Raw genomic sequence first — 26,180 nt, 5'->3', positions numbered from 1 at the left:
TTTTCCGAAAAAGTGTTGTCTCCGTAAGGTTTTCCCCTCCTTTTAGGAAGGGAGGGGGTGCACTGTTTCGGCACTAATGCGAGCGCCGTTCTCTGCTGGCTCTACTCGATACACTCCGGCTCCGGTGCGCTCAGCCCAGAATGATTGGACTTGGCCGTCTAGGTAATGAATGCCTGCCGCATCATCGACGGCGTATCCGGCCGGTAGGGCGCAGGTGTCCACGAGCTGTTGGTACCGCGGTGCGCGGTCGGGCTCTGAGTTGTAGTGCGGGCAGAAACTTCCAGGCAGCAGCCCCAATCCGAAGGGCAAGGCTGAGATGCCATTACCGAATCCGTCTGTGGCACAAGCTTCGTAGAGCGCGGCTGCGCCAGCGGCGTTGCCTGCAATGACGATATCGCGTCCCTGATCTTGGGTGTAGCTGCGTAGTTTGTCGCCTACTCCGTGCGCGGACCAGAGTGCCAATAGATTCACGGTGTTTCCGCCACCGATGATGAACACGTCTGCTTCGTCCATGCGCGCGATGGAGTCCGCTGCGCCTGTCCACAGTGTTAATACGCTAGTTCGTACGCCTAGCCCGCTGTAGGCGTTGAAAAACTGTGAAATATATAGCCCGTTGTCGCCTGAGGCGGTGGGGACAAAGCATACGAGCGGGTTGGGTTTGTCAGTCAGGGACAGGATGAATCGGTCTGCTGCGCTAGCGCGGTGGTCCGCAGACATGGAGAAGCCTCCGCCACCTGACACGACGATGTGAGTGCTCATAGCAGCACCGTAGCTGCGGTATCTGGCTGTTTCGGCGAAGACAAGCCCCGATGTGGTGTGGCCCACCCCCCATACTGGGCGGCGGGCCACACCACATCGGGGCCAGCAACGGTTTAGCTATTTTCCGCAGGCGCGCCGAGTGGCTTCTTCGAGTCGTTGTAGTAAGCGTGCAACTTACGGCTCGCTACCAGCTTGAATGTCGCCATAAACACAGCTGACAAAATCGCAAAACCCATCGCCTCCGCGAAGGAAGTTTCTTCCGGGTCATCAGGGTTTTCCGGTGGTTCGCCGACGACACCGCGCCACACCAAACCCACCAGCTTGTTCGCGACGGCGCCAGCAGCGAGCGCAACGCCCGTACCGACTAGGTCGAAGATTTTCTCGTTCATACCTCTCCTCAGGATGACACCGAACCGACGACTTTCCGTCAGCAATCACATTGCGGCAGGACGTGATCGGTCAGATGTGGAACGTTCCGCGCGACACCTCGAGAGTGCGTCCACCCACGAAGATATCGCCAGATTCATCAACCGTAAGGTCGACGTGGCTGCCGCGACCCAATGGGCGGCCTTGGCGAATGTGTCGACTGATTGGGCCTCGCCCCTGAGAGGCGAACCAGGCGCCGAGGTTAGCTGCACCGGAGCCGGTTGCGGCTACTTCCAAGACACCGCCACGAGGGCCGTAGAACATACGTGAGTGGATGACCTCGTCTTCGTCGCTCTCAGCCCATACGTATACGGATGGGACCGTGTTGAGCAGCATCGCGTATGAGTGCAGCAGGCGTGCATCCAGGCGAGTTTCCCGAACATCGTCAATGGTGCGAACAGGCAGAATGATTCCGCCGGTGCCGCTTGTTGAAGAGACGGTGGCCGGGGCTGCCGCGATGGCATCCAGCGACAAACCAACCAGAGAAGCAAGGATCTGCGGTGAGGCTTTCAGCTCGCGGGTTCGGCGCTGGCTACCTTGGAACATCCATTTGTTTTCGCTGCCGGCGACGTGCTGGACGTGGTAGTCGCCGTACTGTGACTCGTGTAGCGTCACGTCTCCGGTGCTGCCCATCATGTCCCGCACCACGTGAGCCGTGGCCAGCGATGCGCTACCGGCGAACCCTTTCTCCTGATGAGGAGAGAAGAAACGCACCTGTGCGTTCGCAGGATCGTCGGTGGGGAAGATGAACACCGCTTCCTGATTTAACTCTTGCGAGAGTGACTGCATCTGATAGGTCGAGAGTTCGGAACCATCCTCGAAGATGGCTACAGCATTGCCCGAGAAAGGATCGTCACCGTCCGTGAAGACGTTGACGAGGCGGTAGGTGATCTCCATTCCGCCAGCGTAGCCGTCACGTGGGTTGAGGTGAGGCGACCTGCCAGGACTTGTTAGAAACGTTCGGCGTGTCGCCTCTTCTGTTATACGGCGACGTCCTCGGCGAGTTGGAGTTCCATTGACTGCTGCGGGGTTAGGCCATCACGGCGGGCGGCGTCGAGAGCCTGGCGCATGGAGTCGTGGCTGCGGCGTAGTCGCTGGGCGTGACGGCGGCGTAGCTCAACGTGGTGAGCGATAGCCAGGCTACCGACAGCGGACAATCCCCAGCCGATGAGGATCCACGCGCCGCGGCTGACATTGGCCTCGGGGAAGTAGGTGACGTGCTGGATGACGTCGATGAAACCAGAACCGATCCAGAACGAGTGGAGCCAATCGAAGAAGGCAGGCTGCATAGCTGGTGGCATGGTCCCGCCGGAAGAGGTGAAGTTCAACGCCACAAAGAGGGCGTTAAACACCAGCGTGCTGTAGCGGCCAACGAGAGTGTGGAGCCCGACGCTGATACCGATCACAGTCAGGCAGTAAGCCACCGAGATAGCCCAAACGGTCCCGCCATCGTTGGGGAAAAGGCCAAACAGCACAGAAGAGACGCCCAGCATCAGCGTGGGGATAGTGATTCCGGCGCCGATCACCAAGGCTAGGCGCTCGCGGAAACGACGTGTAGCCCCGGCGGCGGCGATGGAGATGGCGGTTGCGTAGGAGCCGATCGACAAGATGATCAGGTAGAAGAACGCGTTCTGTCCGATTGGGTCTTCAGCGGGTAGGGGAGCGACGTCGTTAATCGTTAGTGGTTTGCCCTGTTTGGCGGCCATCTGTGTGAATACGCGGTTGGCGGCGTTGGCGGCTGGTTCGGAGGCAGCGCTAGCGACAAAGAGGGTGGGTTTATCGGCTGAGGGTAGGTAGGCCCCCGAGATCTCAAGGCGTTGGAGGGCGTCAGTGGCTGCTTGGGTTGAAGGCAAGGTGCGCACCTCGAGCATCTCGCCGGTGGCTTGTTGGAGTCCGGCAGCCACGGGGCCTGCGGTGTTGACGGGGCCGATGATGGCTACGGGCAGGTGGTGAGGTTCGGGGCGGTGGAACCCGCCGAGGTAGCACAGGGCCATGACCAAAGTCATGAGTACAGGGATGGTCATGTGTGACAGCACGGTCCGCATGGGGACGCGTGAAGTTTCTTCGGAGTGCAACACGGGAAATCCTTCGTGGTTCTTGTGCGCGTTGAACATCAACGCCTAAATCACAAGAAAACTTATCAGTCAGACTGACTATTTAAAATCGAGGAAGCACTCAACAACCAAAACAACAACCACCCCTCACACCCCACCCAACCTGCGCAAACCTTGAATCAGTCTGCAACCCTATGCAAAAGCGCAACAGCCTCCTGAACCGCCTCCAACTCCACCCCAGACAACCGCGAAGCAAGCCGAGCCGACAACCAGTCATCCCGCGCAGAACCAAGCTGCATCAACAACTCATGACCAGCATCCGTCAAATGCACCTCACGCCGCCGCCCATCCTGCGCATGAGCCCGCGTCTGCACCAACCCCGCCTCACGTAAAGCAGTAACAGAAGCACCCATCGACTGCGGCGTCACCTTCTGCTCCCGCGCAAGCTCAGCATTCGTTAACCCCGGCGTGCGCGCCAACAACAACAACACATCCTGCTGCGGAAGCGGAACATCACTCACATGCAAAGTCTCCGAACGCAACTGCCGCGTCAAACCACGAATCAGAGCACGCAAAGAAGCAGAAACCTCAACAGGATCAGCGGCCCCAGACATGCAGCCATCGTAAGACCCAAAACACCGCCCCAAGCAGCACAACCCCAACAACTAGCCTAGACAGGTGCACAACCCCAACACCCTCCCCCAACATCCCCTCATCGGCCTGCCCGCATCCCACCTGCCCAGCCGCACACTCCGCACCGAAATGTGGCTCGTCATCGGAGTCAGCATCGGCGCCTCCGCCCTCCGCGCCATCCTGTCCATCACCGAGCGCCTCACCCGCGACATTGCACTATCAGCCCAAACCAGCAACCTCAACACCCCCGTCACCCCCGACCGGCCCTGGCTCGACCTCGCCTACCAGCTTCTACGCATCCTCCTACTCATCATCCCCGCCCTGCTGGCCCTACACCTCATGCGCCGCGACGACACCACCACCGACCACCGCATCGGATGGCACCTCCACACCCCAGCAAACGACCTCGCCCTGGGAACCGTCCTGGCCACCTGCATCGGCATCCCCGGACTCGGCCTCTACCTGGGTGCCAAAGCACTCAACATCAACACCACCGTCTCAGCCGCCAGCCTCGGCGACCACTGGTGGAGCATCCCCATCCTCATCCTCGCCTCCCTAGCCAACGCTATCTGCGAAGAAATCATCCTCATCGGATACCTCTTCACCCGATGGGAACAAGCCCGCAACGCCGACCGCCTCGCCAAAGGAAAAATCCCACCCACCCCACCCAGCGAATGGATTCCCGCCGCCCGCGCAGTCCTACCCATCCTCATCCTGTCCGCACTCCTACGCGGCACCTACCACCTCTACCAAGGATTCGGCGGATTCATCGGCAACATCTGCATGGGACTTATCCTCGGTACCGTCTACGCACGCACCCACCGCGTCCTACCCATCGTCATCGCCCACGCCCTCATCGACATCGTGGCCTTCATCGGATACACCTTCCTAGCCGGACACATTGCCTGGATATAAACACCTCACACATACCGCAATGCCCCCGCCCAACACTCCCGCCCCACCGCCACCCCATCAGCCAACCCACCCGAGTCACGTAACTGAGCCAACCCCGCAACCACCCGATCCCGCACACCCCACGGATCGATCGTGTTCACATAAATCTTCGTCCCACCCTCAAATCCAGCCACATTGCTAATACGCCACTTCACCACCACCCGCCACGGCATCGGCACCTCCAAGCCCGGCGGCCGATAATGCCACTCCTCATTCACTGGCACATCCACCCCCGTCGCCGCATGCACCGCATGAACCAAATCCGACACATCACGCCGCTGCCGAACAGACAGCTCCCATGGCAACCCAGAGCTCCCCTTCGAAAACACCTCTACCGCAGGCCACCGATGCCCAAACCCCGCAAAAGCCACCGCATGCTCATTCTCAGCAATCAATAACCCCTGCCTGGCCGCATACCCCACACCCCACGTCCAAAACGCATCCGGAGCCACCCGTAACCGCTCCACCTCACGATTCGTCTGCTCGCTGTACTCATCAATCGCCACGATCTGCTTATGCAAATGATCAAAAGAGGCCCCCGCCGGCCGCAACCAATTTTGAAACGCCACCACGTACCGCGCCGCCGGAATCCGCTCATACAGATCCACCACCCCACGCACCGTCAACTCCATAAAAGCCGCATGCTCCTGTAAAGACAACGTCCCAGACCCAGCCAACACGCCCTCACCAGCATCCGTCACATGACGCCGCCCAATCACCACCTCATGGCCACCAGCAAAAAAACCCGTAGCCGCCTGCACCAAAGCCTCCCGCTCACCCTCAGTAGGAACCCCATCTACCGAGCACCCCATCGCCGCAGCCTTAGCCCGCAACACCGCCACCACATGCTCCCGCCCCGCCGAATCCGCTAAATACGCATCCCGCCGAGCCAACACCTCACCCGAAGCAACTAACCCATGGTTGTCCCGCCAATACGGCCAATCCAAAATCGCAAACAAATTCGGCACCCGCCGAAACTCCGCACTCTGCTCAGCCACCTCACCAGCGCTCAACCCTTCACGAAAAACCCACTGACCCCCTTCCCGCACCACCCGCTCCCGCTCCGGCGGAGTCGACAACCTCTTCCCCTCACAAAACGCACACAACGACCGTGCCTGAGAAGCCGAAACCACCCCCACCGACGCCGCCCCCGAACCCACCGGACGCGACGCCCTGCCCGGAACCGTCCACACCTCCGTCCCACTAAACGGATTCACCTGCTTCACAGTCCCATCCGCCAAACGACGCACAGGCTCAACAGGACCATCCACCCGCGACAACGAAGAGGCACCCATCAACTCAGACTAAAAGGGCACCCACCCCACACCCCTCACCCCACCAAACCGCGCTTAACCAACCAATTCACCGCACGCTCATACGCCTTGCCTGCATACGGATTACGAAACGCCACTCGACCGGCATTCTCACGCTCAATACGCACCGACGCGTCCCGCAAATACGTCGCCGTCACCGGCGCATCCCGCTCCAAATCACCACGACGCCGATCCAACGCCAACTGCTGAGCAAACTGACTCTTCGGATCCTCACGATCAGCAGCCTCACCCGTAGCCGCTCGCAACAACTCCACATCATCAGCAGTCAAATACCGAAAATCATTCAACACCGAATAACGGCGCGTAGGCCGCGCCAACCTCGCATCAGTCTCAGCCCGACGCGGCTGATGCTTAGTCGAACGAGCAGTGGACGAATACGTGGTGCGCATAGTAAGGCTCCGGTCTGTACGGACGGTTCGGCGCAAACACCGAGAGGGGAATATCAGTACGGACTTCCTGTCCTTCACCCCACATCGGCCACCACCACCCAAAAGTGAAACCTTTTACCCACAACGCATACTCACCCACCAACACGCCCCAACCACCCAACCTAACCACCCGCCCCACGACATACTTGCCACGATGCCCACATCCCGCACCCCCATACCCCGCGAAATCTGGATCCTCGTCAGCGCAGCCTTCTGCGTCTCCATCGGCTTTGGCCTCGTCGCGCCCGTGCTGCCCCAATACGCCGCCAGCTTCAACGTCGGCGTCCAAGCAGCCAGCGCCATCATCAGCGCATTCGCTCTCGCCCGCTTCGCAGCCGCCCCAGCCAGCGGCGCACTCGTCGACAAACTCGGCGAACGACGCATCTACATGAGTGGCCTCCTCATCGTCGCCCTATCCACCGGAGCATGCGCCCTAGCCACCAACTACACCCAACTGCTGACCTACCGCACCCTCGGCGGAATCGGCTCAGCCATGTTCGTCGTATCCTCCTCCGCCCTCATGGTGCGCCTAGCCCCAGCCAATATCCGCGGACGCTGCTCCTCCGCCCTCGGCGCAGCCTTCCTCATCGGAAACATAGCCGGCCCCATCGTCGGCGGCCTCACCGCTGAAGCCGGATACCGCATCCCCTTCATCGTGTACGCAACAATGCTCCTCACCGCCACCGCCGTCGTCGCGACCTTCCTCACTGAACCAGCACCAACCACCACCGGCTCCCACACCAATCGCCCCACCATCACCACCGCTCAAGCCCTCCACCACCCCGCATACCGCGCAGTCCTCCTGACCGCCTTCAGCCATGGCTGGGCCAATTTCGGCGTACGCGTCGCACTCATCCCCCTCTACGCAGCAGCCATTCCCACCCTCGGAATCCGCTGGGTAGGCATCGCTCTGACCACCTTCGCCATCGGCAACGCCCTCGCCCTGACCACCGCAGGTAACGCAACCGACCGCTACGGACGACGCCCCTTCATCATCATCGGACTCATCACAAACGGCGCTGCCACTGCAGCACTCGCCCTCTCCGAAGCCCTACCCCTCTTCCTAGCCGCCTCATTCATCGCAGGCCTAGGAGCAGGCCTAATCCATCCAGCCCAACAAGCAGCCATAGCCGACATCATTGGCCCCAACCGCAACGGCGGAAAAGTTCTCTCCAGCTTCCAGATGATGATGGATGCAGGAACAATCCTGGGGCCAGTCATAGCAGGATGGATCGTCACGCTCACCACCAGTCCCCAACAGGGGTACTGCCTGGCTTTCGCCATCACTGGCATCCTCACCGTCCTGGCCGCCCTGGCCTGGCTACCCGTCAAAGAAACCTGCACACCACAGCACTAACCCTTGCGCGGTAACACCACCACCCCCTGCTGCCCCTCTGCCAAAGCTTGACCCCCATCACGCGAACGCGCTGGACCAGCCACACGCACCGCCAACACCGAATCTGACTCCGCTTCCGGCAAATCAGTCCCAGAAGGCAACGCCGTAACGCCCTGCCCAGGACCAGCAACTGAAGCACGTCCCGCACTCACCCCATACACATGCCTATCCGTCACATGACTAGAACGCCACTGCCCCAGATCAGAGATCGAACCCCCCGCCGCATCCACAAGCGCACGCCCATACACACCCCACGTCCGTGCCGGAGAACCAATCAGCCTCTCCCCCTTATCCGTCTTCGGCGGAGCAACTCCCCGAAAAGCCACCTGCAACTGCGGCCCTGTATCGCTATGCACAACCAACTCCGCACGACGATTCCCAAAAGCCGGATACTCCAACACAACCGACTTACCCACATACCCCACCACCCGCGGCCGAACACCCTTAGGCAACGCATCTGGCGTAGCACTTTCAAACGGACGCACCGCACCTGCCGGAACCCCTGACCGCAAACGCCACCAGCCTTGCGGCGACACCGCAGTCACACTCCGGTCATCCCTCGCAGCCAGAGCATATGCACCCGCAGGAACCGCCACCTGCAACAACCCCTCCTCCCCAAGCACCGAAACCGTCGAACTGCCCGTTCCCACCAAAGGAGAAGCGCCCAAATAGGAAACCTGCGCGTCATCGGGTAAATCCACCGCAGCTACCGCAGATCCATCCGCCAACGACCACGCCACTAACCGATTCCCTACATGAATCGCCAATGAATCCACTGACCGGATCCGTGTCCTCGACAAATGACCGCGCACCTGAGCGGGAACAATCTTTTGTTCCCAACGAGAACGCCCCGTGGCAGCATCGACCAGCGCCACCGTGCCATCAGACTTCACATAACCCAGAGCATCCCCCACAGAAACCACCGGCCCCGCTGCTGTAGTCAAAGGCCCCGTCGACCACGAACCCTCAACCGTGCTTCCAGGAGGCGCCGAAACCATGGGTGCCGGTGAACTGCTCCCATCACCAGCCCCCCGCACAACTGGACTCACCAAAACCCCAGCTACCGCCAGTGCACACACACCACCAGCAGCACCTAATGCCAACCGATGACTGACACGCCCCCATGACCAGAGACGTGACCCAGCAGCTTTGCCATCCTCGATGTACATCGGGCGCTCAAGGTCTGCATCTATCTCATCGTGATCCAGCACACCTACCGAGGATTTCGGCGCCAATATCGCCGCAGTTTCTCCCTCGGCAGCCGAAACTTCCTGACCCGTCACAAGTAACGAGTCAGCTGCAGTAGCAAGACCAGCCGAAAAAGAACCTCCGGTCGGTGTGCCAGGTGGTATCAGCCTCGCGACCTCAATCTCAGGCTCAGATTCCTGCGCCCAAGGAGCCTCATCTTCCGCAGCTAGTTCCTCAGCATCGGCCTCAGCGCCACCAATCTCCACACCGTCCATCGAAACCACAACGGAGGGGCCGATTAAATGAGCTGCGAACTCATCTTCTAATTGACGCTGCAAAGAGGAATCCCCAGCAGAATCCTGCAGATCCAACTCCGCTACGGATGCATCTGCTCCACCCGGAAACGGAATCACGCCATCGGGAAGGGCCTGCTCCTGCCCAACATCTGACTGTGCCGGAACAAACAGTCTCCCGTCGCCATACACCACAACAAAGCGAGATAAATCGTCTCCGACCAGGGTCGCTTTCAGCCCCGTATACGGTTGGCCATTGTCATCAATGCCAGCGAAAACCGGCACCATTGCAGCGATCTGTCTGACTGCCGCATCTAAAACATCTTCACCGCTGTGAGGCACGACAACGTGACCATCGACGAGCGCAACCTCAGTGCCATCACTGTCCACATCGAAAGTCACCTGCACGATCGGTTCAGGCGCGACCTCCGGATGCCGTCTGGCGAAATCATCGCTCCTCATCGGAACAACGCCCGGTAAGCCTGCGCGGCACGACCACCGGCCGCTTTGCTGCCTTCGGTGTATAGGTCGTAGACCAAAGCATTCTTCTGGGCTACTCGCCACAGCCAATCGTGCATGTTTTGCACGTACGGAGCGTTATTTGACGAAACATCTGACCCTGGCCCTGGCCCCCACGCAGACACAGCAATTTTCGCTCCACGGCGCTGCGCGAAAGTCACCCACCAGTTGAGTCCACGATCCCCATTCACAGCTTTGGACCAGTTACCACCAGTATCCAGAGCATCCAGGGCCACAATGTCGACCACTCCGTCACCTGGCCACGCAGCAACCGCGTCGTAAGGACCATCGGTGCCGCGCGTTACCGTCCACTGCATAGTAGCGCGGGGAAGTACACCTTTAACTGCTTCTGCAACCTGGCGATAACACGATGCGTACGCCTGCGGGTTCATCTCTTTGGTAGGTGCGCTGATATCAAGAATGGGGTTATCGATCTGCGCTTTCTGCAGTGCCTGCGCGAAAGATTCCCACATCTTGCGGTACTCACCTTTGCCACAAGCGGTTAAAGAACCGTGACTATCAGGCAACGCCGGCAAAGAAAGCACAGTGTGTTTCGCGCCACGAGGTGCTGCAGCCGCAGCCTGGGGCAGATCGCTCCACTTACCAAAAGAGATACGCATGCTAGCTACGGCAGGGGCCATCGCGCTCTGTTTGGCCACTGTGGCAGCGTGGGCTACTTCTTCGAGGCTGTCTGCGATGGGAGCAACTCCCCGCGCCCATGACGGACGCGAAGTAGTAGAGGTGATAAGGGGATATGCATTTGTCGTTGTGGTGGCGGATTTTTGTTGAGTAGTTGCCGAGGCGGCAGAGCGTTGAGGTGAGGGTGTTGGAGTGCTCCCTGCAGCGCGGAATGGTCCCGCCATCTCTTGGCCGCCGCTGTTGTTTTCGTAGCGATGGCCTGAAGGTCCTGCGGCTGGGGCAACCGCCATCAATGGTGTAGGGCTGGCCGCGTCGGTGGAAGTGACCTGCTCAGCAGGCACGGGGGATTCTTCTTCTGCCGGGGTGAAAGGCTCTTTGACCTGCTGACTCTCTTGCTCCTGTGCTGCGGCTTCAATGCTCTTCCAGAAAGGCCGCGACACTGCAGGCTCAGGAACCTTCTCTACAGCTTCAGAGATCTGCTCACGGATGGCTTGGCGTGCGGCTTCATGTTGTTGACGCCGTGCTTCTTGGCGTTCGTGTCGTTGTTCACGCCATAGGTCGATCTGGGCCTGACGTTCTGCTCGGCGTGCTTCACGGCGTGCTTGACGATCTGCTGCGGCCTGTTCCATGTCGCGAATGATTTGCTCGCGCTGAGCTTCACGCTGCTTTCGACGATTGGTGATTTCGTCTTGCTGATCTTCTGATTCACTCAGCGTTGGCGACGTTGGCGACGCCGAGTCGGTCGGTGTTTCTATCATCCGGTGATGGGGCCGCAATCGTGGGTTGGCTCTCGGAAGAAGAGACAACAGTGTCCTGGTGAGATTGCGCAGTAGCGGCGGAAGATTTTTGTGCGCTGTCATCTGTTTTGCCGGTAAAGGTGTTTGCACGGTTGTTTGTCGGTTCACTAGTTCTGAGAACCGTGCTTTCTGCGGAAGTTTGCGTGCGTGGTGAAGACGTAGACGTCCGCGATGAAGGTGCAGACGGGGCGGTGTTGCGTTGTGCGGGCTTCGTCAGTTTCTTTTCTGCTGGTGCTGGTGCTGGTGCTGGTGCTGGTGCTGGTGCTGGTTTGGGGGCGCTGCTCTGAGTGGTGTTCCCACTGGGGGCTTTTCGTTGGGTAGGGGGAGGCGTGGCTTTAGAAGTGGTTTGCTTGGTCGCTGTCGCTGTCGCTGTCGCTGTCGCTGTCGCTGTCGCTGTCGCTGTCGCTGTCGCTGTCGCTGTCGCGCGTTGAGACGCTTTTGGGGCTGTGGAGCTGCCAGGACTTGGGGTAGCGCTGACTGGTTTCTGAGGGGCTGGAGAAGTTGTGTTTTTCTGGGGCTGGGGTGTAGCTGGTGCGGAGGCGGCAGCTTTGTGCTGGGACGTTGAAGTTGTTGTGGGTTGTGACGTGTGTGTCTTGCGGAGTGTTTGCTGTCGCGTCTGTGCCGCTGTTGGTGTTACCCGTCGTGGAGCTGCAGTGGTGACATCGGAGCGCTGACTGCCTTCGACGGTGGGGGAGTCGCTTTGCGCGTACGCACTGGGGTCAGCGCAGAGCCAGAGGGCCAGAGCTGCTCCTGCTGTCAGTACGTAGGGGCGGCGGTTTTGGGAAGGCGTCGGTGACACGTCATTACCTCATCTGTGATGGACGGGTGTTTCCAACGCAAATTAGTTCGATTTCGGGGTGACGTGCCTCACTCGCCTCAAAGATTTAAGGCTTCTGACCTGCATGTATGCATTCAATGATATTGATTTTCGAGGGAACTGGAGTTGATTGGGCAAATAAAAACTTATTACCCACATGAGGCTTGTCCGTATGCGCCAGTGGCGCCCTAAGGGGCGCCACTGTGTCGATGCCTGGTGGTGTAAACGAACAATCACATTGATCGTTTGTTTATCTTCCGACTGTGACAGGCGATCAGATGTAGGGGCCAAATCGGCTGCGGACAGCTTCTCGGGTGGGGTGGTGGTCGCCGTTTTTAACGAGGATGGCGTCCGCGATTTGCTGGAAGGAAAGGCCTCGGCGATAGGCGTTTCGGACGCCCTGTTTAAGTCGTGCGTCATTTCCGGTGGCGCGCGCTTGTTCATCGAGGGCGGCAAGGTTGCGTTGGATCTGTCGAACCAATGCGCGGGGAACGTGGCGAGCTTCTCGTTTTTTGAGCCACTCGCCGACCTCATCGGCGTCCCACAGAATTCGACGGCCCCATTTGAGGCCGGTAGGGGCGGGCATCTGGTCGCGGCTAGCCATTCCGCGGATGGTGGAGGCGGGAATGGACTTTTTGCCGGTGATGCGGGCGAGTGACTCGGCGATCATCTCGGCGGTCATGTAGCCGTCAGGGAGTTTGTTGGCCTGGGGATTTGTGGAGGTCGACCCGTTGCTGACGTGGGGGGGAGTGGGGGTCGTGGTCATGCCCGCGTATCTCGCTTTCGGTTCCGGGGGTTTCTCGTCTTCGAGGTGTGGTTCGGGTTCAGGGATGGTCGAGGGGGCCTTCGGGAGGTGGAGGAGATGTCCACGATGCGAGAATTTCTATGTGATTTAAATCACATCGCCGGTAGGCGATATGTGTCATCTCCCCATGAAACGCAAGTGTCCATACGTCCCGAGTGGTTGATCTCGTCCAAAGTGTCAACACAAGAACCGCAAACCAAACTATCGTCTTGATCAACTGTCCAACAAGATGATTCGGTCGGCTTGACGGCCACTCTTCACTGTTTGTCGAAATTGCCTCTCGGGGGTTCGGTTGCGCAGTGTCGGACGGCACGCGAAGGCAAATAAGCCTTCACGAGTACACGAAACCTGGACGGTTGTATGGAAACGCGTATTGACGACAGCAGCGCAAGATCTCCAAACTCTAAATCGTTCACGCCGCACCACAGACGCATGTTCACGGGGGACAAATGCGCACGATGACAGACGTACGAACGGCACCTATGGCCGATTCGACTGCCGGGAGTGGTCTCTCCATGGCGTCTTTGAGGGTCAAGGTAGAAGCCGATGAGCTCCGTTTGGATGGATCTGCCGCTTGCCGCTCTACAGCGACAGGTATTTCCGCCAATGACTGGACTCCGGAGTACGAGGAAGACCGCATGCCTCGGCACCTTCGGGCTATCTGTGATTCATGTCCGCTGTGGGAGGCCTGCTTGGTTGCAGCGCTGCGCATGGATGACATCGGATATCGCGCTTCGATGACCACGCGTCAGCGCAGGGAGCGCTTCCCTGAGTTGATCGCTGCGGCTCGCCCCAGTGCACGTTCAGTATCTGTGCCGATTCGTCGCGGTGGGTCTGACCGTGACCGCACTCCCACCCATGCCAAGGGTGCCGGTTCACTTAACACATACCGGCGTGGGTGCCGGTGTGACGAGTGCCGGGGGCACAATGCCGCCGCTCGTCGTCGTGAGCGCGCACGCGCTGCCGCCTCCTGAGCGGAGTGATTAATGTGAGTGCTGCTGAGTCGTGGGACCCTGCCGCGCAGCTTGCGCGGGGGCGACCCAATCCATTGATTCCTGCGGCCGAGGTCGAGGGTGCACCGTCGTTAGTGACGGTGCCTCCAGCAAAAAATGATCTGCTCCCAGTTGAAGAAATAACGCCGACTGACCAGAGCTTGAGCTCGGCTGCGGGTGCTGCATCTGCTAGTCCATCAGATTCGGCCGTGGCTGCGGTGGAACGTCCGATGCTTTCGCAGGTATCGCCTCGTCCTCGTGCGGGGTGGCGTGCCTTGGCGTATGACATCACATCGGGCAGATGGAACCCAGGGCCATCGGTGCATGAATTAAAAGTGCGTGAGCGTGAGTCGCTCATTGCCCGCCGTCTGGACCGGCGTCACGTAACGGCGTTTTTTTGTCTCAAAGGAGGCATCAGTAAAACGTCAACTACGGCAGCCACATCGTTGGCCTTGTCAGATCTGCGTCCTGATCCAGTGTTTGCCATCGATGCGAATCCAGATGCGGGTGATCTGGCTGAACGTCTTGTTGGTGAGTCTCATGCCGGAATTTCGGCGTTAGCTCGCGATATCGACTCCATTCATAGTTTGGAGGCGCTGTCGAAATACACAGTGACAACTGGTCGGTTGACTATGTTGCCAGGTGAACCCAATCCGGTATTGGGGGATTCGCTGCGGGCGCAGGACTTCAAACGCATTCTTGATGTGGTGGGGACTTATTACTCGTTGGTGCAGGTTGACTGCGGTACGGGGGTTACTCACCCGCTAATGAGTGGGATTCTTGAACACACTGATACGGCAGTTATCCCGGCGGCGTGGTCGATTACCGGTGCCCGGCGAGCAGCGGAAACGATTGCTTGGTTGCGGGCTAATGGATTCACCCGCCTAGCTGGTTCGAGCATCGTGGTCTTGACGGCCAAAGACTTGGTAAGCGGGCAGGTTGATCGTGGAGCTGTGTTGCATCACCTGCGCAAGGCGGCTGATTTGATTGTGGTTCCAGCCGATCCGCATGTGGCAGATGGTGCGCAGTTGTCGTGGGAGAAATTGCAGCGTCCTACGCAAGAAGCCTATCTGGATATTGCAGCGGCTATAACTAGCCGATTTATGGCTTGATTGCCTTGTCTGCCAGCGTTTTTGCTTAGTTTCTTCGTTGGTGATGGGACATGGGGGTGGTGACTGTGAATGCAGTGGTCATGGCCTTTCCCTTAGAGTCAGCGACAGAAAGTTGGACACTCGACCAGTCGGGTGTCAGTAGGGGCGGTGTGCCCATACAGGGGATCGGGAGGAAACATGTCGAACGTGCGCGAGCCGCGCAGGGATGAGGCGTTGCCCGGAGAGTTGAAGCCGCTCGATTGGTATGAGGGGCGTGGGCCCATCACGGATGGCGAGGCGCTCGGTGTGCTGCGGCGTCGACGTCGGGTTGAGCTGGCTGGGGTACCGAAGTCGCGTGGGAAGCGCGCGGGGGTTCCTGAAGAGTTGCCTCCGGCAGTAGGCCCAAAGAAAGCATCGGTATTTCGTCTTCCTGAGCGCACTATGGCGTTCGCGCATGCCCGCGCAGAGCTGGAACGTGTGCCGCTGACAACGGTGATCGAGGAGATGCTGCGTGACTATGCCACATCAGCTCCGCAGTCGCCGCAGGACGTGGAAGCGCGTTTGACTCGTAAAGACATCAAGTGGCAGCGCCGGTGACGGTATAGCTGAACTGGCTCTTCTGGGGCTCTGTTGACTTTTGATAAGTCGGCGGGGCCCCTTTTTTGGCGCGGGTTACTCCTTAGCAGGGTCGTGTTGGGTGGCAAGGAGGTTGGCAGCGTCGGTAGTGGCTGCGATGACAGTGTTTTGATCAACAGGTTCGGTGCTACGGCCTGTGACGATAAGAATCTGTCGGCTCTTTTTCGCGGTGGTTGCGGCGAAAGAGAAAGAGAGTACGCCGGTGTTGCTTCCTCCTTTGAAGGCAGTGGAAGCCCAGGCGGGGGTTTTGATGCCTGCATTTTTAGTGAGGATGTGGGTTAAGGGTTTTCCAGTGGGAGAGTCAGCAAGTTTCTGTAGGTGCAGATGGACGTCGGCGAGGTCGCGTGCGGAGACGAACCATTCGATGTCATTGGGCCATTGTGCGGTGGTTGCATTGTTGGGAATTTGTGGCCCAGGGCCAGGCATGGGGAGGTTTTTGAGCAGTTCTCTACGTTGCTGAGGGGAGGAACTCTTCCATGAGGAGCGGGCTTTTTTGGCCTCTTCGGAGGGGCCGTAGGCGAGCCAGAACATTTGTTTGGGTGTGAGGAACGGGGTGATTCCTTCGAGGTGATCGTTACTGGCATTTTTAGCGGCGGTAAGGATGGCTTCTTCGCCGACAGTGCGGTATAGAAGGTCAGTTGCGGTGTTGTCGCTGGTGGCGATCATGGCGGTGGCAGCGTCAAGGACGCTGATTCGGGTTCCGGCGGCGCTGTTTTGGAGTGTTCCGGAGGGGAGGGTTTTGTCTTCTTCGGTGAGGGTGAGTTCTTGGTCCCAGCTGAGTTCCTCGTCAGCGATTTTTTCCGCGATGGCAGCGAGGATGTAGAGCTTGGAAGCGGAAGCGACGGGGCGTGGAGTGTCAGCGTCGTGGGCGTGGACATCGGTGAGTTTGTCGTTGTCATCGATGTTGGCGGCAAGGATAGAGACGTCTTTGATTCCTAGCTGGGCGCGTTTGGTGACGTCGTTCCAGGTGGTGGCAGGGCTCCCTTTAGGTGCTGAGTCCACAAGCGCGCCAGCGATTTTGCCGTTGTCGTCAACGTGCATGGTGAGGGTGAAGCGCTGCCCGTATTTGTTCATGAGCGTTGCAGTGCCGTTATTGCCGTTGGTGGTGGTGTTTTCGGTGATCCAGGGGCCTTGGGGGCGCAGTTCACCAAAGAAGACGAGCAATTGTTGAGGGCTGATGTGTTTTGTGAATTCGGAGGAGAGACGCTGGGCGAGGTTGGAATCGGTTTTGTCCGTGCTCATTTGGCCGACGAACCATTGCATTGCCTGGCCGATGGTGTCGTTGGGGTAGGTGGCAGTGGCGGTGGGTGTGGCGGTGGGAGTGTTTTGGGGTGTGGGGCCGCTTCCGGTGGTGCAAGCAGCGAGGGTGAGGGCGATGAGACCAGCAGTGGGGGCAAGTAAAGCGCGCATTATTCATGCTTATCGGGCTGGTGGGGTGTGTGCAAACGGATGTCGCGTCTGGCTGATTCGAAGTGACGTCGATGGCTTATGGCGTGAGGATAGGTGGCATGACTAGTTGGAGCAGTAGTGATATTCCGGATCAGTCGGGTCGGGTGTTTGTTGTGACTGGCGCGAATTCAGGTTTGGGTTTGGTGGCTTCGCGTGAGCTGGCGGCTAAGGGTGCCTTCGTTGTGATGGCGTGTCGGGATGTGGAGAAGGGGAATAGGGTTCGCGCTGACATGATGCCGGGGGGTGATGAACGGAGCCAAGTGCGTTATTTGGATTTAGCTGATTTGGAGTCGGTGCATCGGTTTGCAGATGACTGGGGGGACCGGCCTATTTCGGTGGTGATTAACAATGCTGGTGTGATGAATACGCCGCTGCGGCGGACGGTGCAGGGGCATGAACTGCAGTTTGGTACCAATGTTCTTGGGCATTTTGCGTTGATGCAGAGGTTGTGGGGTGTGGTGACGGATCGGACTGTGTGGTTGGGGTCGATTGCGCATCGGATGGGACGTCCGGATTTGACGGACGTGGATTGGCGTTCGCGTCGGTATTCGTCATGGCAGGCGTATGCGGACAGCAAGATGGCGTGTGTGATGTTGGCCTATGAGCAGCAGCGTCGCCTGTTGCAGGCGGGGGATTCTCGGCGTGCGATGGCAGCTCATCCGGGGATAGCTTCGACGGATTTGTTTCGTTCGCATGTGGGTAAACGTGATGCGAACTGGTTGATGGGGGCGGTCTTATCGACGTTGCGGTGCAGTCAAAGTCCTGAGGAAGGAGCGCTGCCGGAGTTGTTTGCTGCGACGGTTCCGCATTTGGCGGGTGGGAGTTATGCGGGTCCAGGTGGGGTTGCTGGTGTAGTGGGGGCTCCTAGGGTCGAGAAGTCGATTAGGCGTAGTTATGACGTGGCTGCTGGGCGGCAGCTGTGGCAGGTGTGTGAGTCGTTGACTACGCGTTGATGGTTGTGCGCTGCATGTGCGTGGTTGTTATGGGGTCGTTGTTGTTGAGGACAGTCGTGGGCTGAGTGTTGTAGGTCGGGGCCTGTGTGGGTGTTTAGCGTGCCTGTTCCATCTCGGTTGCTTAGTAAAACCAAAGGTCAGGAGTACGTATAGACACTTAGGTTGGTCCCACGGCCTATCAGCTCTGTGATGGGTGACCTAGCCTGGGCAGTGTTATGGAAATCATTTCGCCGTGTGTGAAGACGTACGCATGGGGGTCGCGTCACGTCATCGCGGAACTGCAGGGACGGCCTGTCCCGACAGAAGGCCCCGAGGCTGAACTCTGGATGGGGGCACACCCTTCCGGACCTGCAGGCTGCGTTCGTGAGGGGGCGACACGCGGTCTCGACAGCATTATTTCCCAGGACCCAGTCACTGAGTTGGGCGCAGATATCGTGGCTCGCTACGGTGACCGGTTGCCGTTCATGTTGAAGGTTTTAGCTGCTGACCAGGCACTATCTATCCAGGTGCACCCTGACCGAGTGCAAGCTGAGCGTGGATTTGCTGCTGAAGAGGAAGCGGGCATCCCGCTGGAGGATCCGGCACGTAATTACGTAGACACGTGGCCTAAGCCCGAGGTTCTCGTTGCACTGACAGATTTTGAAGTGTTGGCGGGATTCCGCCCGGCCTGTGACTCTGCGCGGTTGCTGCGTATGACAGGTGCCGCTGCGCTAGAACCGATCGCTGCCGATTTGGAGCAAAGCGGAGATCAAGCGCGTCTGCGTGCTTTTGGCGCGTTGTTAGAGATGCCGCAAGAACAGACCGAGGTGCTTGCAGCCCAAGTTGCTGCAGCGGCTGAACAGCTAGCTGCCTCTGGTGGAGACGAAGCTGCTGCATTTGCGGCAGTGGCTCGAATGGAGAAAGAGCATCCAGGCGACCACGGTGTTATCGCATCGCTGTTGCTTCAGCACCTCGTTCTCGCTCCGGGGGAGGGGTTGTTCATGGCTGCGGCTGGGCCGCATGCTTATTTGCACGGTGCTGGCGTGGAAGTAATGGGCAACTCAGACAATGTTCTACGAGCAGGGTTGACGGTTAAGCACATTGACATTCCTGAAGTAATGCGAACTTTGGATCCGGATGTCTCAGTACCGGTGTTGCGTCCGCAGCCTGATGAGTATGGGGTCTGGGCGTATATCGTTCCCGTTCCTGAGTTTGCTCTATATGCCGTTGATGTGGCTGAGCAAGAGGTTGACCTTCCTGGTTCCGGTCCACGGATCTTGCTTGCTGTGGAAGGTGATGTGTGCTTACAAGACGAGACGGGCGAGGTTTTGCAGGTTTGTCGTGGTGAGTCGGCGTACCTGTCTGCTGCGACGCAGGGAGCACGAGCTTGGTCGGCACAGGGTGGTCGGATTTTCGTGGCGACTGCTGGAGCGGATACTACGGCCGCTAACCATGATCATCGCTGATGCGATCTCGTCGGTATTGCCGAATGAGGCAGGGCATGCTCGCCCAGCTACTGGCCAGCGTCCTGGTGCTGCTGCGTGTCCTGACTGATGTGTGAATTGTGTGTGGCCCCCACCCTGATCAGGGTGGGGGCCACACACAATTCAGTGGGATTCTGCAGCGGTTTGCAGATCAGACCAGTTTGAGGCCCTTGGCGGTCACGAGGCGCTGTTCGACGTCGCTCCAGTTGATGACGTTCCACCACGCCTTGACGTAGTCAACCTTCACGTTCTTGTACTGCAGGTAGTAAGCGTGCTCCCACATGTCGAGCATGAGCAACGGCACCTGCGTGGCGGGAAGCTGGCTTTCCTGGTCTTTCAGCTGGGCAATGATGGGGCGCTGGCCGAGGGTGTCGTAGGCCAGGATCGTCCATCCGGCTCCCTGGATGCCAGCAGCGGCAGCCGACCAGATGGTGTGGAACTTGTCGAAGCCACCGAAGAACTGGTCGAGCATTTCAGCGGTTTCGCCGACAGGTTTGTCGCCGCCTTCGGGGGAAAGGTTCTGCCAGAAGATCGAGTGGTTGATGTGCCCACCGAGGTTGAAAGCCAGGTTTTTGGTGATCTGGTTGATCTTGCTGGTGTCGCCTGCTGCGCTGGCTTCCTGCAGCTGCTCGACAGCGTCGTTGGCGCCTTTAACGTACGTGGCGTGGTGCTTGGAGTGGTGGAGCTCCATGATTTCGCCGCTGATATGCGGTTCGAGGGCTGCGTAGTCGTAAGAAAGGTCTGGAAGGACGTACTGGCTCATGGTGTTTTGCTCCTCATTCGCTGTGATGCCGGTTGGGGGTATCCGGCCCAGGTCCTCCGTGGAATGGTGCCGCGAGCGGATGCTGGGCGTGTCACGGATTCTTGCCGGGCGCTTGTCCACGCTCAGGGACGATGCGCCGCACCGCCGGGTGCATTGGCGAGGCTTTCCTGATCAACGGTCATCCTAGGCGTGGCGGTGACGCATGTCACTGGATTGCCGCTCCTGCTGTGGCCAAGAGTGCCCTGCGGGCACATAAGGTGCAGCTCTCGGTCTTCATTACCGCGGTAGGTTTTTCCAGCCGAACGATACATGGTGGGTGTCGTCTCAGGAATCTAAGGCAAGCGTCTGTGCCTGCGTATCGCTGTTTTTGCTTGTGCCTTGGGGATCGCCAAGGAATTCAATAATGGCCGGGAGCTCTTTCTGGGCTTGGGCGTATCCAGCCTCGTAGGAGGCGATGAGCTGGGCAGTTGTGGATCGGTTGGTAGAGATCGGCATGGTTTCAGGGATGAAGACGTAAGCCTTTCCTTTCTCGGCGAGAGAGAAAATCTCTTCGCGCAGAGCGTTGTATCGCTTTGGCCGCGAGGCGAGTGCTTCAGATACAGCGGGTAGCCCGTGGAACCAGCGGTTGACCAAACGTGTGTGCCGGAAAGGTTCCTTGATGTAGTCGCGGGGGCGAGAAAGAACAATGAGGAAACGTTCGTATCCGGCGCGTTGTGCTGGCAGGAGTGGGATTCCTGCGGTTTCTCCTAGGGCGCCATCGAGGAACACTTGGTCGTTGATGATGACGCGGGGCATGACGATCGGCATTGTCGAGCTGGCTTGGACTCGGATCATCAGGTCGCCAGCGGTATCGATATCGGAGCGACCCCAGTAGGTGGACTCGCCTGTGGATGCGTTGAAGGCACCCACGCTCATCTGGGCCGGGTTGGCCTGGAAAGTTTCGTCGTCGAAGGGGAGGTTGGCGCCGGGCTGACCTGCTTCTTGGTAGATGTATTTCGCGTTGAAGAGGCCTTGGCCGCGTACAAAAGTGGACCAGCCGCCGAACTGGGGGTCGTCGGCGAAGTCGGTGAAGGAGGCTCGGGCGCGCCACACATCGCGCGAGAGGTAGTTGGCTGTATGGCTTGATCCGGCTGAGATTCCGCCTACCCAGTTGAAGTACAAACCAGCTTCAAGCAGGGACACGACGAGGCCGGAGGTGTAGCTCGCTCGGAGTCCACCTCCTTCAAAGACGAGGGCCGTGTCAGTGATATTCGATGTGAGCTGCACGCCTTTCACGCTACTACCGGGTTCTGAGTGCTTCTGTGGAGCCACGCTTCGTTGTTGGTGCGTTGGGTGCTATGTGCGGGTGTCTTGGTTGCTGTTTTCGTTGGTGAGAGATGATGGGGTAAGAGGTGTCCCCCGACAGAACGGATGAGTCAGCGCCATGATTGTCACCCTGACCACAAATCCCAGTGTTGATCGGTCTGCGCACCTGCGAAGTGGGCTGGAGCGGGGGTTGATGCACCGTTTGGGTGATGTGGTGATTGAGCCTGGTGGCAAGGGCGTGAACGTGGCGCGTGCGTTGCAGTTGGCAGGTAAGCCTGTGGTTGCTGTTTTACCTGCCTCGCCGCGGGAGCAGTTGTTGACATTGTTGGAGATGAGGGGTGTTCCTTTTTCTGCGATTGATGTCGCTGCGGGGGTGCGGACCAATTTGACGCTGACGGAGGCTGACGGAACGACAACGAAATTCAATGAGCCTGGTGGGGAGATTTCTCCGCAAGAGGTGAACGCTTTGCGCAGCGCATTACTTATCGCAGCTGAGCGGGCGGACTGGGTGGTGTTGTCGGGGTCGCTTCAGCCAGGTGTTCCGCATGATTTTTATGTGGATCTCATTCGCACGTTGCGGCAGATGCAGGTGAAGGTCACGCTGGATGCTTCGGATGCGCCGTTGGCTGCGGTGGCGCGGTCTTTGCAGTTGGCTGCGCCGAATTTTTTCAAGCCGAATGCTTCTGAGCTTGCCCAGGCAAGTGGTTTTAAAGTGCGGGTGTTGCGTGAGGCTGTTGCCGCTGGGGATTGGGAAGTGATTGCGCAGGCTGGTCGTTCACTGGTGGATCGGGGAATCGACACGGTGTTGGCAACGATGGGTAGTGCTGGTGGGGTGCTCGTTGATGCGCAGGGGGCGTGGTTGGCGCAGGCGCGGGAAGTGACGGTGCGTAGTCAGGTTGCTGCGGGGGATTCAACGATTGCCGGATATTTGTTGGCGCAGATGCAGGGGCAGGATCAGGTGGGGTGTTTGCGGCATGCGGTGGCGTATGGGAGTGCTGCGGTGGGTTTGGAGGGATCGGGGGTTCCTACTCCTGACCAGGCTCGCCCTGAGGATATTGAGGTTGTGGCGTTGTGATGTTGAGGGGTGTTGTGAGGTAGGCGGGAATAGCTTGGCCATGGACGCCAGGAGTGGTGGCGTCCATGCGCGTGCTTCAGGGGTTCCTGGCGTGCTGCGCCGGATTAAGTGTGGGGGAGTAAAGAGAGAAGCGAGCCGGATCCGACGACGCGTGCGCCGAGGTTTTCGGCGCTGGTTCGTAGTGGTCGGTCTGAGGTGACGACGGTTACGTCAGTACTGGCGGGGAAGGTGGCGAGGCGTTCGAGGATGGTGCTGTCGCCGTCGGCGCTTGCTCGGGTGATGAGGAGTTCGCCTGTGCTTGGCGTGGTTTGTTCAGAGGGCGGTGTGGTGGTGAAGAGGTTGTCTGCGCGGGCTACTTGCCCTTCGATGACGGCTTCGATTTCTGGCCAGAAGTGCCATTCTTTGGGATGGCCGAGGAAAGGTCCGGGGATGCCGTGGTGGGTGAGTGTTTCGAGTTGTGTCAGGAGTCGCTGGGCAGCTCCAACACGGTCTTTCCACCAGCCATCGGGGCGGGACCCCATGACATTTGCAATGTCGACGAGAAGGTGTGGCTGGGCGGTGAGTGCGTAACGCAGCTGTGGCCATAAGGCGGCCAGGCCGGGGTGTAGGGGGAGGGAGTCGACATCGTCGATGGGCACCCAGCGCAGTTCTTCGCTTTCGGTGTCGTTGATGACAGCTTCGAATGGGGTGGCTACTTCGGCGATGACAGTGGTGTAGCTCCAGTAGTTGACGTCGTATGTGTAGGTGCTGGTGATAAGGAGGTTTTCGTGGGGGACGCCTGCTTCTTCGGTTGCCTCGCGTAGTGCGCCGGGTATGGGGTCTTCGTTGCTGTGGCGGGCTCCGCCGGGCAGGCCCCATGTGCTGCCGTGGTCGCTCCATGCGGCACGGTGTTGGAGGAGGACCCCGCGGGGTGGGTCGTGTGCAAGGAGTCCGGCGGCGCCGTTGGCGCCCCAGAATCGTCCGGCGGGGCCTTCGGCCCATTGGTCGGCGGGGTTGCGGGGTCCGTTTGGGCGGCGTGGGTTGGAGACACTTCCGGTTTCGTTGGCCACGTCAATATAGTTTCATCGCTTCCCGCCTGTGCGCGACCGTAAATACGGGAGTGTGGGTGGAGTGTCCTCTTTTCAGGGCAAGGAAGGTTCTTCTGCAGTGAGAGGGACGAATTGGTGTCCGGATGCGGTAAGGATGCCGTTGACTGGCTGGTCGAAGCGGCCATGGGGTAGTGGGGTCGTGCTTATTTCGCCTTCGTGAAGGACAACAATGACGGTTGCCTCTGGGTGTTTTGTTGTCAGGGTGCGGTCGTAGCAGCCGCCGCCGTGTCCGAGTCGGTTGCCTTTGAGGTCTACTGCGATGCCGGGGATGAGTAGCAGGGGTGCGCTTGTGATCGCCTCGGGGCCTAGGAGTGCTGCGCGTTGGGTGTCGGTGAGGTCGCGAGTGCGTACAGCTGGGGGTGTGTTGGGGTCGTAGGGGAGCCAGTTGAGGGTCATGTCGTCATTAGTGACGGGAGTGATGACGTCGTATCCAGCTGCAGTCAGGGTGGCGTTGAGGCTGTGAGTGGGGGGTTCATCGTCGGTGGAAATGAAGGAGGCGATGCGGCCTGCTTCGGGGGCATGGTTGCGCGCCAGGGTTAGGGCTGCTGTGGCTAGGGCTTCTGCTTCTTGGGCGCGGGTGGGGCTGTCAGGGCCGTGGTTCTGGTGCCGGGTGGCCAGGCGGAGGCGGCGTTCTCGTTTTTTTGCGGCGTCTAGAGCACCCGCAGCTGCAGTCAGGGGGGTGGGGCGTGGGGTGGTTGTCATGGGATCTCCCAATCTTTGTTGACGCATCAAGTAAAGAGGTCTATGGTGAAAATGAAAGTTCAACCATATCGGTTGGATATATACGGGACCCTACGCATCTACCTGTTCTGGTCGGAACAATGACACCACTCAGGGATGCAATACCCAAGGAGGCATCATGACTGCGCTCGAATCACTTCACGGAACCTACTTAATCGACCCAGCTCACAGCGAGATTGGCTTTGCTGCTCGCCACGCCATGGTCACCAAGGTTCGCGGCTCCTTCGACACCTTCGAAGGTACCGCCAGCATTGAGCCCAACCTCCTCAATGGGGCCATTGAGGTGACCATCGATGTCAGCAGCATTGACACCCGCAACGGTGACCGGGATAACCACCTACGCTCGGCTGACTTCTTCGACGTTGAAAAGTACCCCCACATCACATTCCGCTCCACGCACATCGCTTCCGGCGGTAGCAACATCCTGCGCGTCACCGGTGACCTCACCATTCGTGACATCACTCGCACTATCACCATCGACTTCCTTTTTGCGGGTATCGCAAACGACCACACTGGAGCTGAGCGCGCTGGATTCGAAGGTTCAATCAAGGTGAACCGTAAAGACTTCGGTCTAACCTGGAATGCCGTCCTCGAAGCAGGCGGCCTCCTCGTTTCTGAAGAAGTCACCCTTTCCTTCGATATCTCCGCCGTGAAGCAGGCCTGATCGGCCCAATCTTCTTCGCGAAGATCACCCCGGCCACTCCCAACGAATCCCGTGAATGCCTGCAGATGCTGGTTGCTGCACTAAAACTGCGCGATCACCGTGATCAAGGCGCAGCTCGTGGCAGCAGGTGTCGGGAGCTTGAGAGCGTGGACGGAAAAAAGAAGTAATTGTGCTCGGGCGATATGCCCGATCGAACATCACTTCCACAGTTAAAAGGCTGACCTCATGAGTCGCCCAATGAAAATAGTCCCGGGCCAGAGCATCCCCAGGTAAATCGAACTCAATCTCATGAACAATGAGTTCCCCGCGATCTAGGGTGCGGTCGAAATGAAGCTGCGCGGCAATCAGATTCGCCTCAGTGTCTCGCAAAACTCGGCCAAGGCGAGCACCTCGAATCGGATGAACACTTGCTTGGCTGATGTCACTGTCGTTGTCCCCAGCATGGGCAACAACAAGACGGTCCGTCGATTCCAAAACTCGCATGACAGTCAGTGAACGCCGTCGAATTAAGCCCCCTCGAGGGCCGATGGTGACCTGATCGTGGTTGCCCAGCGTTGCAAATGCAGCGCTGGGCAATGCGCCTAGATCAGCAGTCAGGGCCTCAAGGCGCTCGGCATAGTCGACAACATGCAAGTCACTTCTATGAGACTGAGATGTGCCGATAGCTGCAGAGCGTAAAGCTCCAGGTGGAGTTCCCAAGATTCGCTCTAGCTCATCGACTACAGCCAGTGAGCGTGGTGAACGGGGGATGCGGTGTCCGTGCTGCCACTGACTGATTGTGCTGAGTGCCACATGAAAACCTGCCTGTTCTAGGTGGGCTTGCACGCGCGCAAGCGGTAACCCGCGTCGGCGAACAGCCTCATGTAAGGCTTCGCCGAAAGGGGTTTGCGGGCTCGTCAACATGTTTTCTCCCCGCTG

The 26,180-nt window shown here is 59.0% G+C and carries 26 protein-coding genes; 10 read left to right on the top strand and 16 right to left on the bottom strand.

Translation table 11 applies throughout. The features are described 5' to 3' along the window. Window positions 1-42 precede the first annotated feature (42 nt). The 5 genes from CKV89_RS00505 to CKV89_RS00485 form a co-directional block, all read right to left on the bottom strand. A complete protein-coding gene (locus tag CKV89_RS00505) occupies window positions 43-759 on the bottom strand; it encodes a Type 1 glutamine amidotransferase-like domain-containing protein (protein ID WP_028326864.1) in 717 nt (238 codons plus the stop codon). Window positions 760-872: 113 nt separating this feature from the next. Beyond that, the gene (locus tag CKV89_RS00500; RefSeq protein ID WP_051277295.1) at window positions 873-1,148 is read right to left on the bottom strand and encodes a DUF4235 domain-containing protein; all 276 of its coding nucleotides are present in this window, start codon (window positions 1,146-1,148) and stop codon (window positions 873-875) included. A 70-nt stretch (window positions 1,149-1,218) separates the two neighbouring features. Continuing rightward, a complete protein-coding gene (locus tag CKV89_RS00495) occupies window positions 1,219-2,082 on the bottom strand; it encodes a PhzF family phenazine biosynthesis protein (RefSeq protein WP_028326863.1) in 864 nt (287 codons plus the stop codon). Between the two features lie 83 nt (window positions 2,083-2,165). After that, window positions 2,166-3,209 carry an ABC-2 transporter permease gene (locus CKV89_RS00490; RefSeq protein ID WP_154657606.1) on the bottom strand — a complete coding sequence of 348 codons (1,044 nt, stop codon included), beginning with the start codon at window positions 3,207-3,209 and terminating at the stop codon, window positions 2,166-2,168. A 209-nt stretch (window positions 3,210-3,418) separates the two neighbouring features. Then, window positions 3,419-3,853, bottom strand: coding sequence for a MarR family winged helix-turn-helix transcriptional regulator (locus tag CKV89_RS00485; protein WP_028326862.1), 435 nt, complete (start codon window positions 3,851-3,853; stop codon window positions 3,419-3,421). A 64-nt stretch (window positions 3,854-3,917) separates the two neighbouring features. Between CKV89_RS00485 and CKV89_RS00480 the strand changes: the two genes are divergently transcribed. After that, on the top strand, window positions 3,918-4,787 hold the full coding sequence (locus CKV89_RS00480; protein WP_231935403.1) for a CPBP family intramembrane glutamic endopeptidase: 870 nt from the start codon (window positions 3,918-3,920) through the stop codon (window positions 4,785-4,787). Window positions 4,788-4,792: 5 nt separating this feature from the next. Here the strand turns inward: CKV89_RS00480 and CKV89_RS00475 are convergent, their stop codons facing one another. Continuing rightward, window positions 4,793-6,121 (bottom strand): DUF4921 family protein, encoded by a 1,329-nt coding sequence (locus tag CKV89_RS00475; RefSeq protein WP_051277291.1) that lies wholly within the window; start codon window positions 6,119-6,121, stop codon window positions 4,793-4,795. Between the two features lie 35 nt (window positions 6,122-6,156). Beyond that, window positions 6,157-6,549 carry a hypothetical protein gene (locus tag CKV89_RS00470; protein WP_028326859.1) on the bottom strand — a complete coding sequence of 131 codons (393 nt, stop codon included), beginning with the start codon at window positions 6,547-6,549 and terminating at the stop codon, window positions 6,157-6,159. 193 nt (window positions 6,550-6,742) lie between these two features. On the opposite strand from CKV89_RS00470, the gene CKV89_RS00465 reads away from it, so the two are divergent. Beyond that, window positions 6,743-7,945, top strand: coding sequence for an MFS transporter (locus CKV89_RS00465; protein WP_034400478.1), 1,203 nt, complete (start codon window positions 6,743-6,745; stop codon window positions 7,943-7,945). Here the strand turns inward: CKV89_RS00465 and CKV89_RS00460 are convergent. Both CKV89_RS00460 and CKV89_RS11550 read right to left on the bottom strand, forming a co-directional pair. Beyond that, window positions 7,942-9,927 (bottom strand): hypothetical protein, encoded by a 1,986-nt coding sequence (locus CKV89_RS00460; protein WP_028326857.1) that lies wholly within the window; start codon window positions 9,925-9,927, stop codon window positions 7,942-7,944. The genes CKV89_RS00465 and CKV89_RS00460 overlap by 4 nt on opposite strands. Next, window positions 9,924-11,252: a glycoside hydrolase family 26 protein gene (locus tag CKV89_RS11550; RefSeq protein ID WP_154657605.1), complete on the bottom strand. Its 1,329-nt coding sequence runs from the start codon at window positions 11,250-11,252 to the stop codon at window positions 9,924-9,926. The genes CKV89_RS00460 and CKV89_RS11550 overlap by 4 nt, the downstream gene beginning before the upstream one ends. Before the next feature lie 311 nt (window positions 11,253-11,563). On the opposite strand from CKV89_RS11550, the gene CKV89_RS11545 reads away from it, so the two are divergent. Then, a complete protein-coding gene (locus CKV89_RS11545; RefSeq protein ID WP_154657604.1) occupies window positions 11,564-11,707 on the top strand; it encodes a hypothetical protein in 144 nt (47 codons plus the stop codon). Between the two features lie 804 nt (window positions 11,708-12,511). Here CKV89_RS11545 and CKV89_RS00445 read toward each other — a convergent pair. Beyond that, window positions 12,512-13,003, bottom strand: a complete 492-nt coding sequence (locus tag CKV89_RS00445; protein WP_028326854.1) for a hypothetical protein — start codon at window positions 13,001-13,003, stop codon at window positions 12,512-12,514. A gap of 554 nt (window positions 13,004-13,557) precedes the next feature. Here CKV89_RS00445 and CKV89_RS11535 point away from each other — a divergent pair. The 3 genes from CKV89_RS11535 to CKV89_RS00435 all read left to right on the top strand — a co-directional run bounded on the left by CKV89_RS11535 (window position 13,558) and on the right by CKV89_RS00435 (window position 15,722). Next, window positions 13,558-14,016, top strand: coding sequence for a WhiB family transcriptional regulator (locus CKV89_RS11535; RefSeq protein ID WP_157728059.1), 459 nt, complete (start codon window positions 13,558-13,560; stop codon window positions 14,014-14,016). Window positions 14,017-14,030: 14 nt separating this feature from the next. Then, window positions 14,031-15,146, top strand: coding sequence for a MinD/ParA family ATP-binding protein (locus tag CKV89_RS00440; protein WP_197697056.1), 1,116 nt, complete (start codon window positions 14,031-14,033; stop codon window positions 15,144-15,146). Between the two features lie 177 nt (window positions 15,147-15,323). Continuing rightward, window positions 15,324-15,722 (top strand): hypothetical protein, encoded by a 399-nt coding sequence (locus CKV89_RS00435; protein WP_028326853.1) that lies wholly within the window; start codon window positions 15,324-15,326, stop codon window positions 15,720-15,722. 75 nt (window positions 15,723-15,797) lie between these two features. Here CKV89_RS00435 and CKV89_RS00430 read toward each other — a convergent pair whose 3' ends face one another. Then, complete coding sequence (locus CKV89_RS00430) at window positions 15,798-17,171, bottom strand: serine hydrolase (protein ID WP_028326852.1); 1,374 nt, start codon at window positions 17,169-17,171, stop codon at window positions 15,798-15,800. A 98-nt stretch (window positions 17,172-17,269) separates the two neighbouring features. Here CKV89_RS00430 and CKV89_RS00425 point away from each other — a divergent pair, with 98 nt between their 5' ends. Both CKV89_RS00425 and manA read left to right on the top strand, forming a co-directional pair. Next, the gene (locus CKV89_RS00425) at window positions 17,270-18,163 is read left to right on the top strand and encodes an oxidoreductase (RefSeq protein ID WP_034400475.1); all 894 of its coding nucleotides are present in this window, start codon (window positions 17,270-17,272) and stop codon (window positions 18,161-18,163) included. A gap of 215 nt (window positions 18,164-18,378) precedes the next feature. Further along, window positions 18,379-19,608, top strand: coding sequence for a mannose-6-phosphate isomerase, class I (manA, locus tag CKV89_RS00420; RefSeq protein WP_028326849.1), 1,230 nt, complete (start codon window positions 18,379-18,381; stop codon window positions 19,606-19,608). A 169-nt stretch (window positions 19,609-19,777) separates the two neighbouring features. On the opposite strand, the gene CKV89_RS00415 is transcribed toward manA, so the two are convergent. After that, window positions 19,778-20,389, bottom strand: a complete 612-nt coding sequence (locus tag CKV89_RS00415) for a superoxide dismutase (protein ID WP_028326848.1) — start codon at window positions 20,387-20,389, stop codon at window positions 19,778-19,780. Between the two features lie 324 nt (window positions 20,390-20,713). After that, window positions 20,714-21,655: a patatin-like phospholipase family protein gene (locus CKV89_RS00410; protein WP_051277417.1), complete on the bottom strand. Its 942-nt coding sequence runs from the start codon at window positions 21,653-21,655 to the stop codon at window positions 20,714-20,716. 157 nt (window positions 21,656-21,812) lie between these two features. On the opposite strand from CKV89_RS00410, the gene CKV89_RS00405 reads away from it, so the two are divergent. Further along, a complete protein-coding gene (locus CKV89_RS00405; RefSeq protein ID WP_028326847.1) occupies window positions 21,813-22,769 on the top strand; it encodes a 1-phosphofructokinase family hexose kinase in 957 nt (318 codons plus the stop codon). A gap of 104 nt (window positions 22,770-22,873) precedes the next feature. Here CKV89_RS00405 and CKV89_RS00400 read toward each other — a convergent pair whose 3' ends face one another. Next, window positions 22,874-23,818, bottom strand: a complete 945-nt coding sequence (locus CKV89_RS00400) for an NUDIX domain-containing protein (protein WP_034400474.1) — start codon at window positions 23,816-23,818, stop codon at window positions 22,874-22,876. A gap of 72 nt (window positions 23,819-23,890) precedes the next feature. Further along, on the bottom strand, window positions 23,891-24,559 hold the full coding sequence (locus CKV89_RS00395) for a 5-formyltetrahydrofolate cyclo-ligase (protein WP_051277287.1): 669 nt from the start codon (window positions 24,557-24,559) through the stop codon (window positions 23,891-23,893). A gap of 157 nt (window positions 24,560-24,716) precedes the next feature. Here CKV89_RS00395 and CKV89_RS00390 point away from each other — a divergent pair, with 157 nt between their 5' ends. After that, complete coding sequence (locus CKV89_RS00390; protein WP_028326846.1) at window positions 24,717-25,262, top strand: YceI family protein; 546 nt, start codon at window positions 24,717-24,719, stop codon at window positions 25,260-25,262. A gap of 24 nt (window positions 25,263-25,286) precedes the next feature. Here CKV89_RS00390 and CKV89_RS11530 read toward each other — a convergent pair whose 3' ends face one another. Then, window positions 25,287-25,895, bottom strand: coding sequence for a hypothetical protein (locus tag CKV89_RS11530; RefSeq protein WP_028326845.1), 609 nt, complete (start codon window positions 25,893-25,895; stop codon window positions 25,287-25,289). Window positions 25,896-26,180: the final 285 nt, after the last annotated feature.

It is taken from the genome of Dermatophilus congolensis (assembly GCF_900187045.1).
In the GTDB taxonomy this organism is placed as follows: Bacteria; Actinomycetota; Actinomycetes; order Actinomycetales; family Dermatophilaceae; genus Dermatophilus; species Dermatophilus congolensis.
The sequence above is the reverse complement of the archived record's forward strand: the minus strand, read 5'-3'. Positions and strand labels throughout refer to the sequence as shown.

What these genes read in the sequence shown, in the direction of transcription:
- CKV89_RS11535 (WP_157728059.1), top strand. Translation starts at nt 13,558, where the DNA reads ATGGCGTCTTTGAGGGTCAAGGTAGAAGCCGATGAGCTCCGTTTGGAT.
- CKV89_RS00395 (WP_051277287.1), bottom strand. Translation starts at nt 24,559, where the DNA reads ATGACAACCACCCCACGCCCCACCCCCCTGACTGCAGCTGCGGGTGCT.
- CKV89_RS00405 (WP_028326847.1), top strand. Translation starts at nt 21,813, where the DNA reads ATGATTGTCACCCTGACCACAAATCCCAGTGTTGATCGGTCTGCGCAC.
- CKV89_RS00470 (WP_028326859.1), bottom strand. Translation starts at nt 6,549, where the DNA reads ATGCGCACCACGTATTCGTCCACTGCTCGTTCGACTAAGCATCAGCCG.
- CKV89_RS00430 (WP_028326852.1), bottom strand. Translation starts at nt 17,171, where the DNA reads ATGCGCGCTTTACTTGCCCCCACTGCTGGTCTCATCGCCCTCACCCTC.
- CKV89_RS00500 (WP_051277295.1), bottom strand. Translation starts at nt 1,148, where the DNA reads ATGAACGAGAAAATCTTCGACCTAGTCGGTACGGGCGTTGCGCTCGCT.
- CKV89_RS00490 (WP_154657606.1), bottom strand. Translation starts at nt 3,209, where the DNA reads ATGACCATCCCTGTACTCATGACTTTGGTCATGGCCCTGTGCTACCTC.
- CKV89_RS00425 (WP_034400475.1), top strand. Translation starts at nt 17,270, where the DNA reads ATGACTAGTTGGAGCAGTAGTGATATTCCGGATCAGTCGGGTCGGGTG.
- manA (WP_028326849.1), top strand. Translation starts at nt 18,379, where the DNA reads ATGGAAATCATTTCGCCGTGTGTGAAGACGTACGCATGGGGGTCGCGT.
- CKV89_RS00465 (WP_034400478.1), top strand. Translation starts at nt 6,743, where the DNA reads ATGCCCACATCCCGCACCCCCATACCCCGCGAAATCTGGATCCTCGTC.
- CKV89_RS00415 (WP_028326848.1), bottom strand. Translation starts at nt 20,389, where the DNA reads ATGAGCCAGTACGTCCTTCCAGACCTTTCTTACGACTACGCAGCCCTC.
- CKV89_RS00435 (WP_028326853.1), top strand. Translation starts at nt 15,324, where the DNA reads ATGTCGAACGTGCGCGAGCCGCGCAGGGATGAGGCGTTGCCCGGAGAG.
- CKV89_RS00445 (WP_028326854.1), bottom strand. Translation starts at nt 13,003, where the DNA reads ATGACCACGACCCCCACTCCCCCCCACGTCAGCAACGGGTCGACCTCC.
- CKV89_RS00390 (WP_028326846.1), top strand. Translation starts at nt 24,717, where the DNA reads ATGACTGCGCTCGAATCACTTCACGGAACCTACTTAATCGACCCAGCT.
- CKV89_RS11550 (WP_154657605.1), bottom strand. Translation starts at nt 11,252, where the DNA reads ATGGAACAGGCCGCAGCAGATCGTCAAGCACGCCGTGAAGCACGCCGA.
- CKV89_RS00505 (WP_028326864.1), bottom strand. Translation starts at nt 759, where the DNA reads ATGAGCACTCACATCGTCGTGTCAGGTGGCGGAGGCTTCTCCATGTCT.
- CKV89_RS00475 (WP_051277291.1), bottom strand. Translation starts at nt 6,121, where the DNA reads ATGGGTGCCTCTTCGTTGTCGCGGGTGGATGGTCCTGTTGAGCCTGTG.
- CKV89_RS00495 (WP_028326863.1), bottom strand. Translation starts at nt 2,082, where the DNA reads ATGGAGATCACCTACCGCCTCGTCAACGTCTTCACGGACGGTGACGAT.
- CKV89_RS00460 (WP_028326857.1), bottom strand. Translation starts at nt 9,927, where the DNA reads ATGAGGAGCGATGATTTCGCCAGACGGCATCCGGAGGTCGCGCCTGAA.
- CKV89_RS00485 (WP_028326862.1), bottom strand. Translation starts at nt 3,853, where the DNA reads ATGTCTGGGGCCGCTGATCCTGTTGAGGTTTCTGCTTCTTTGCGTGCT.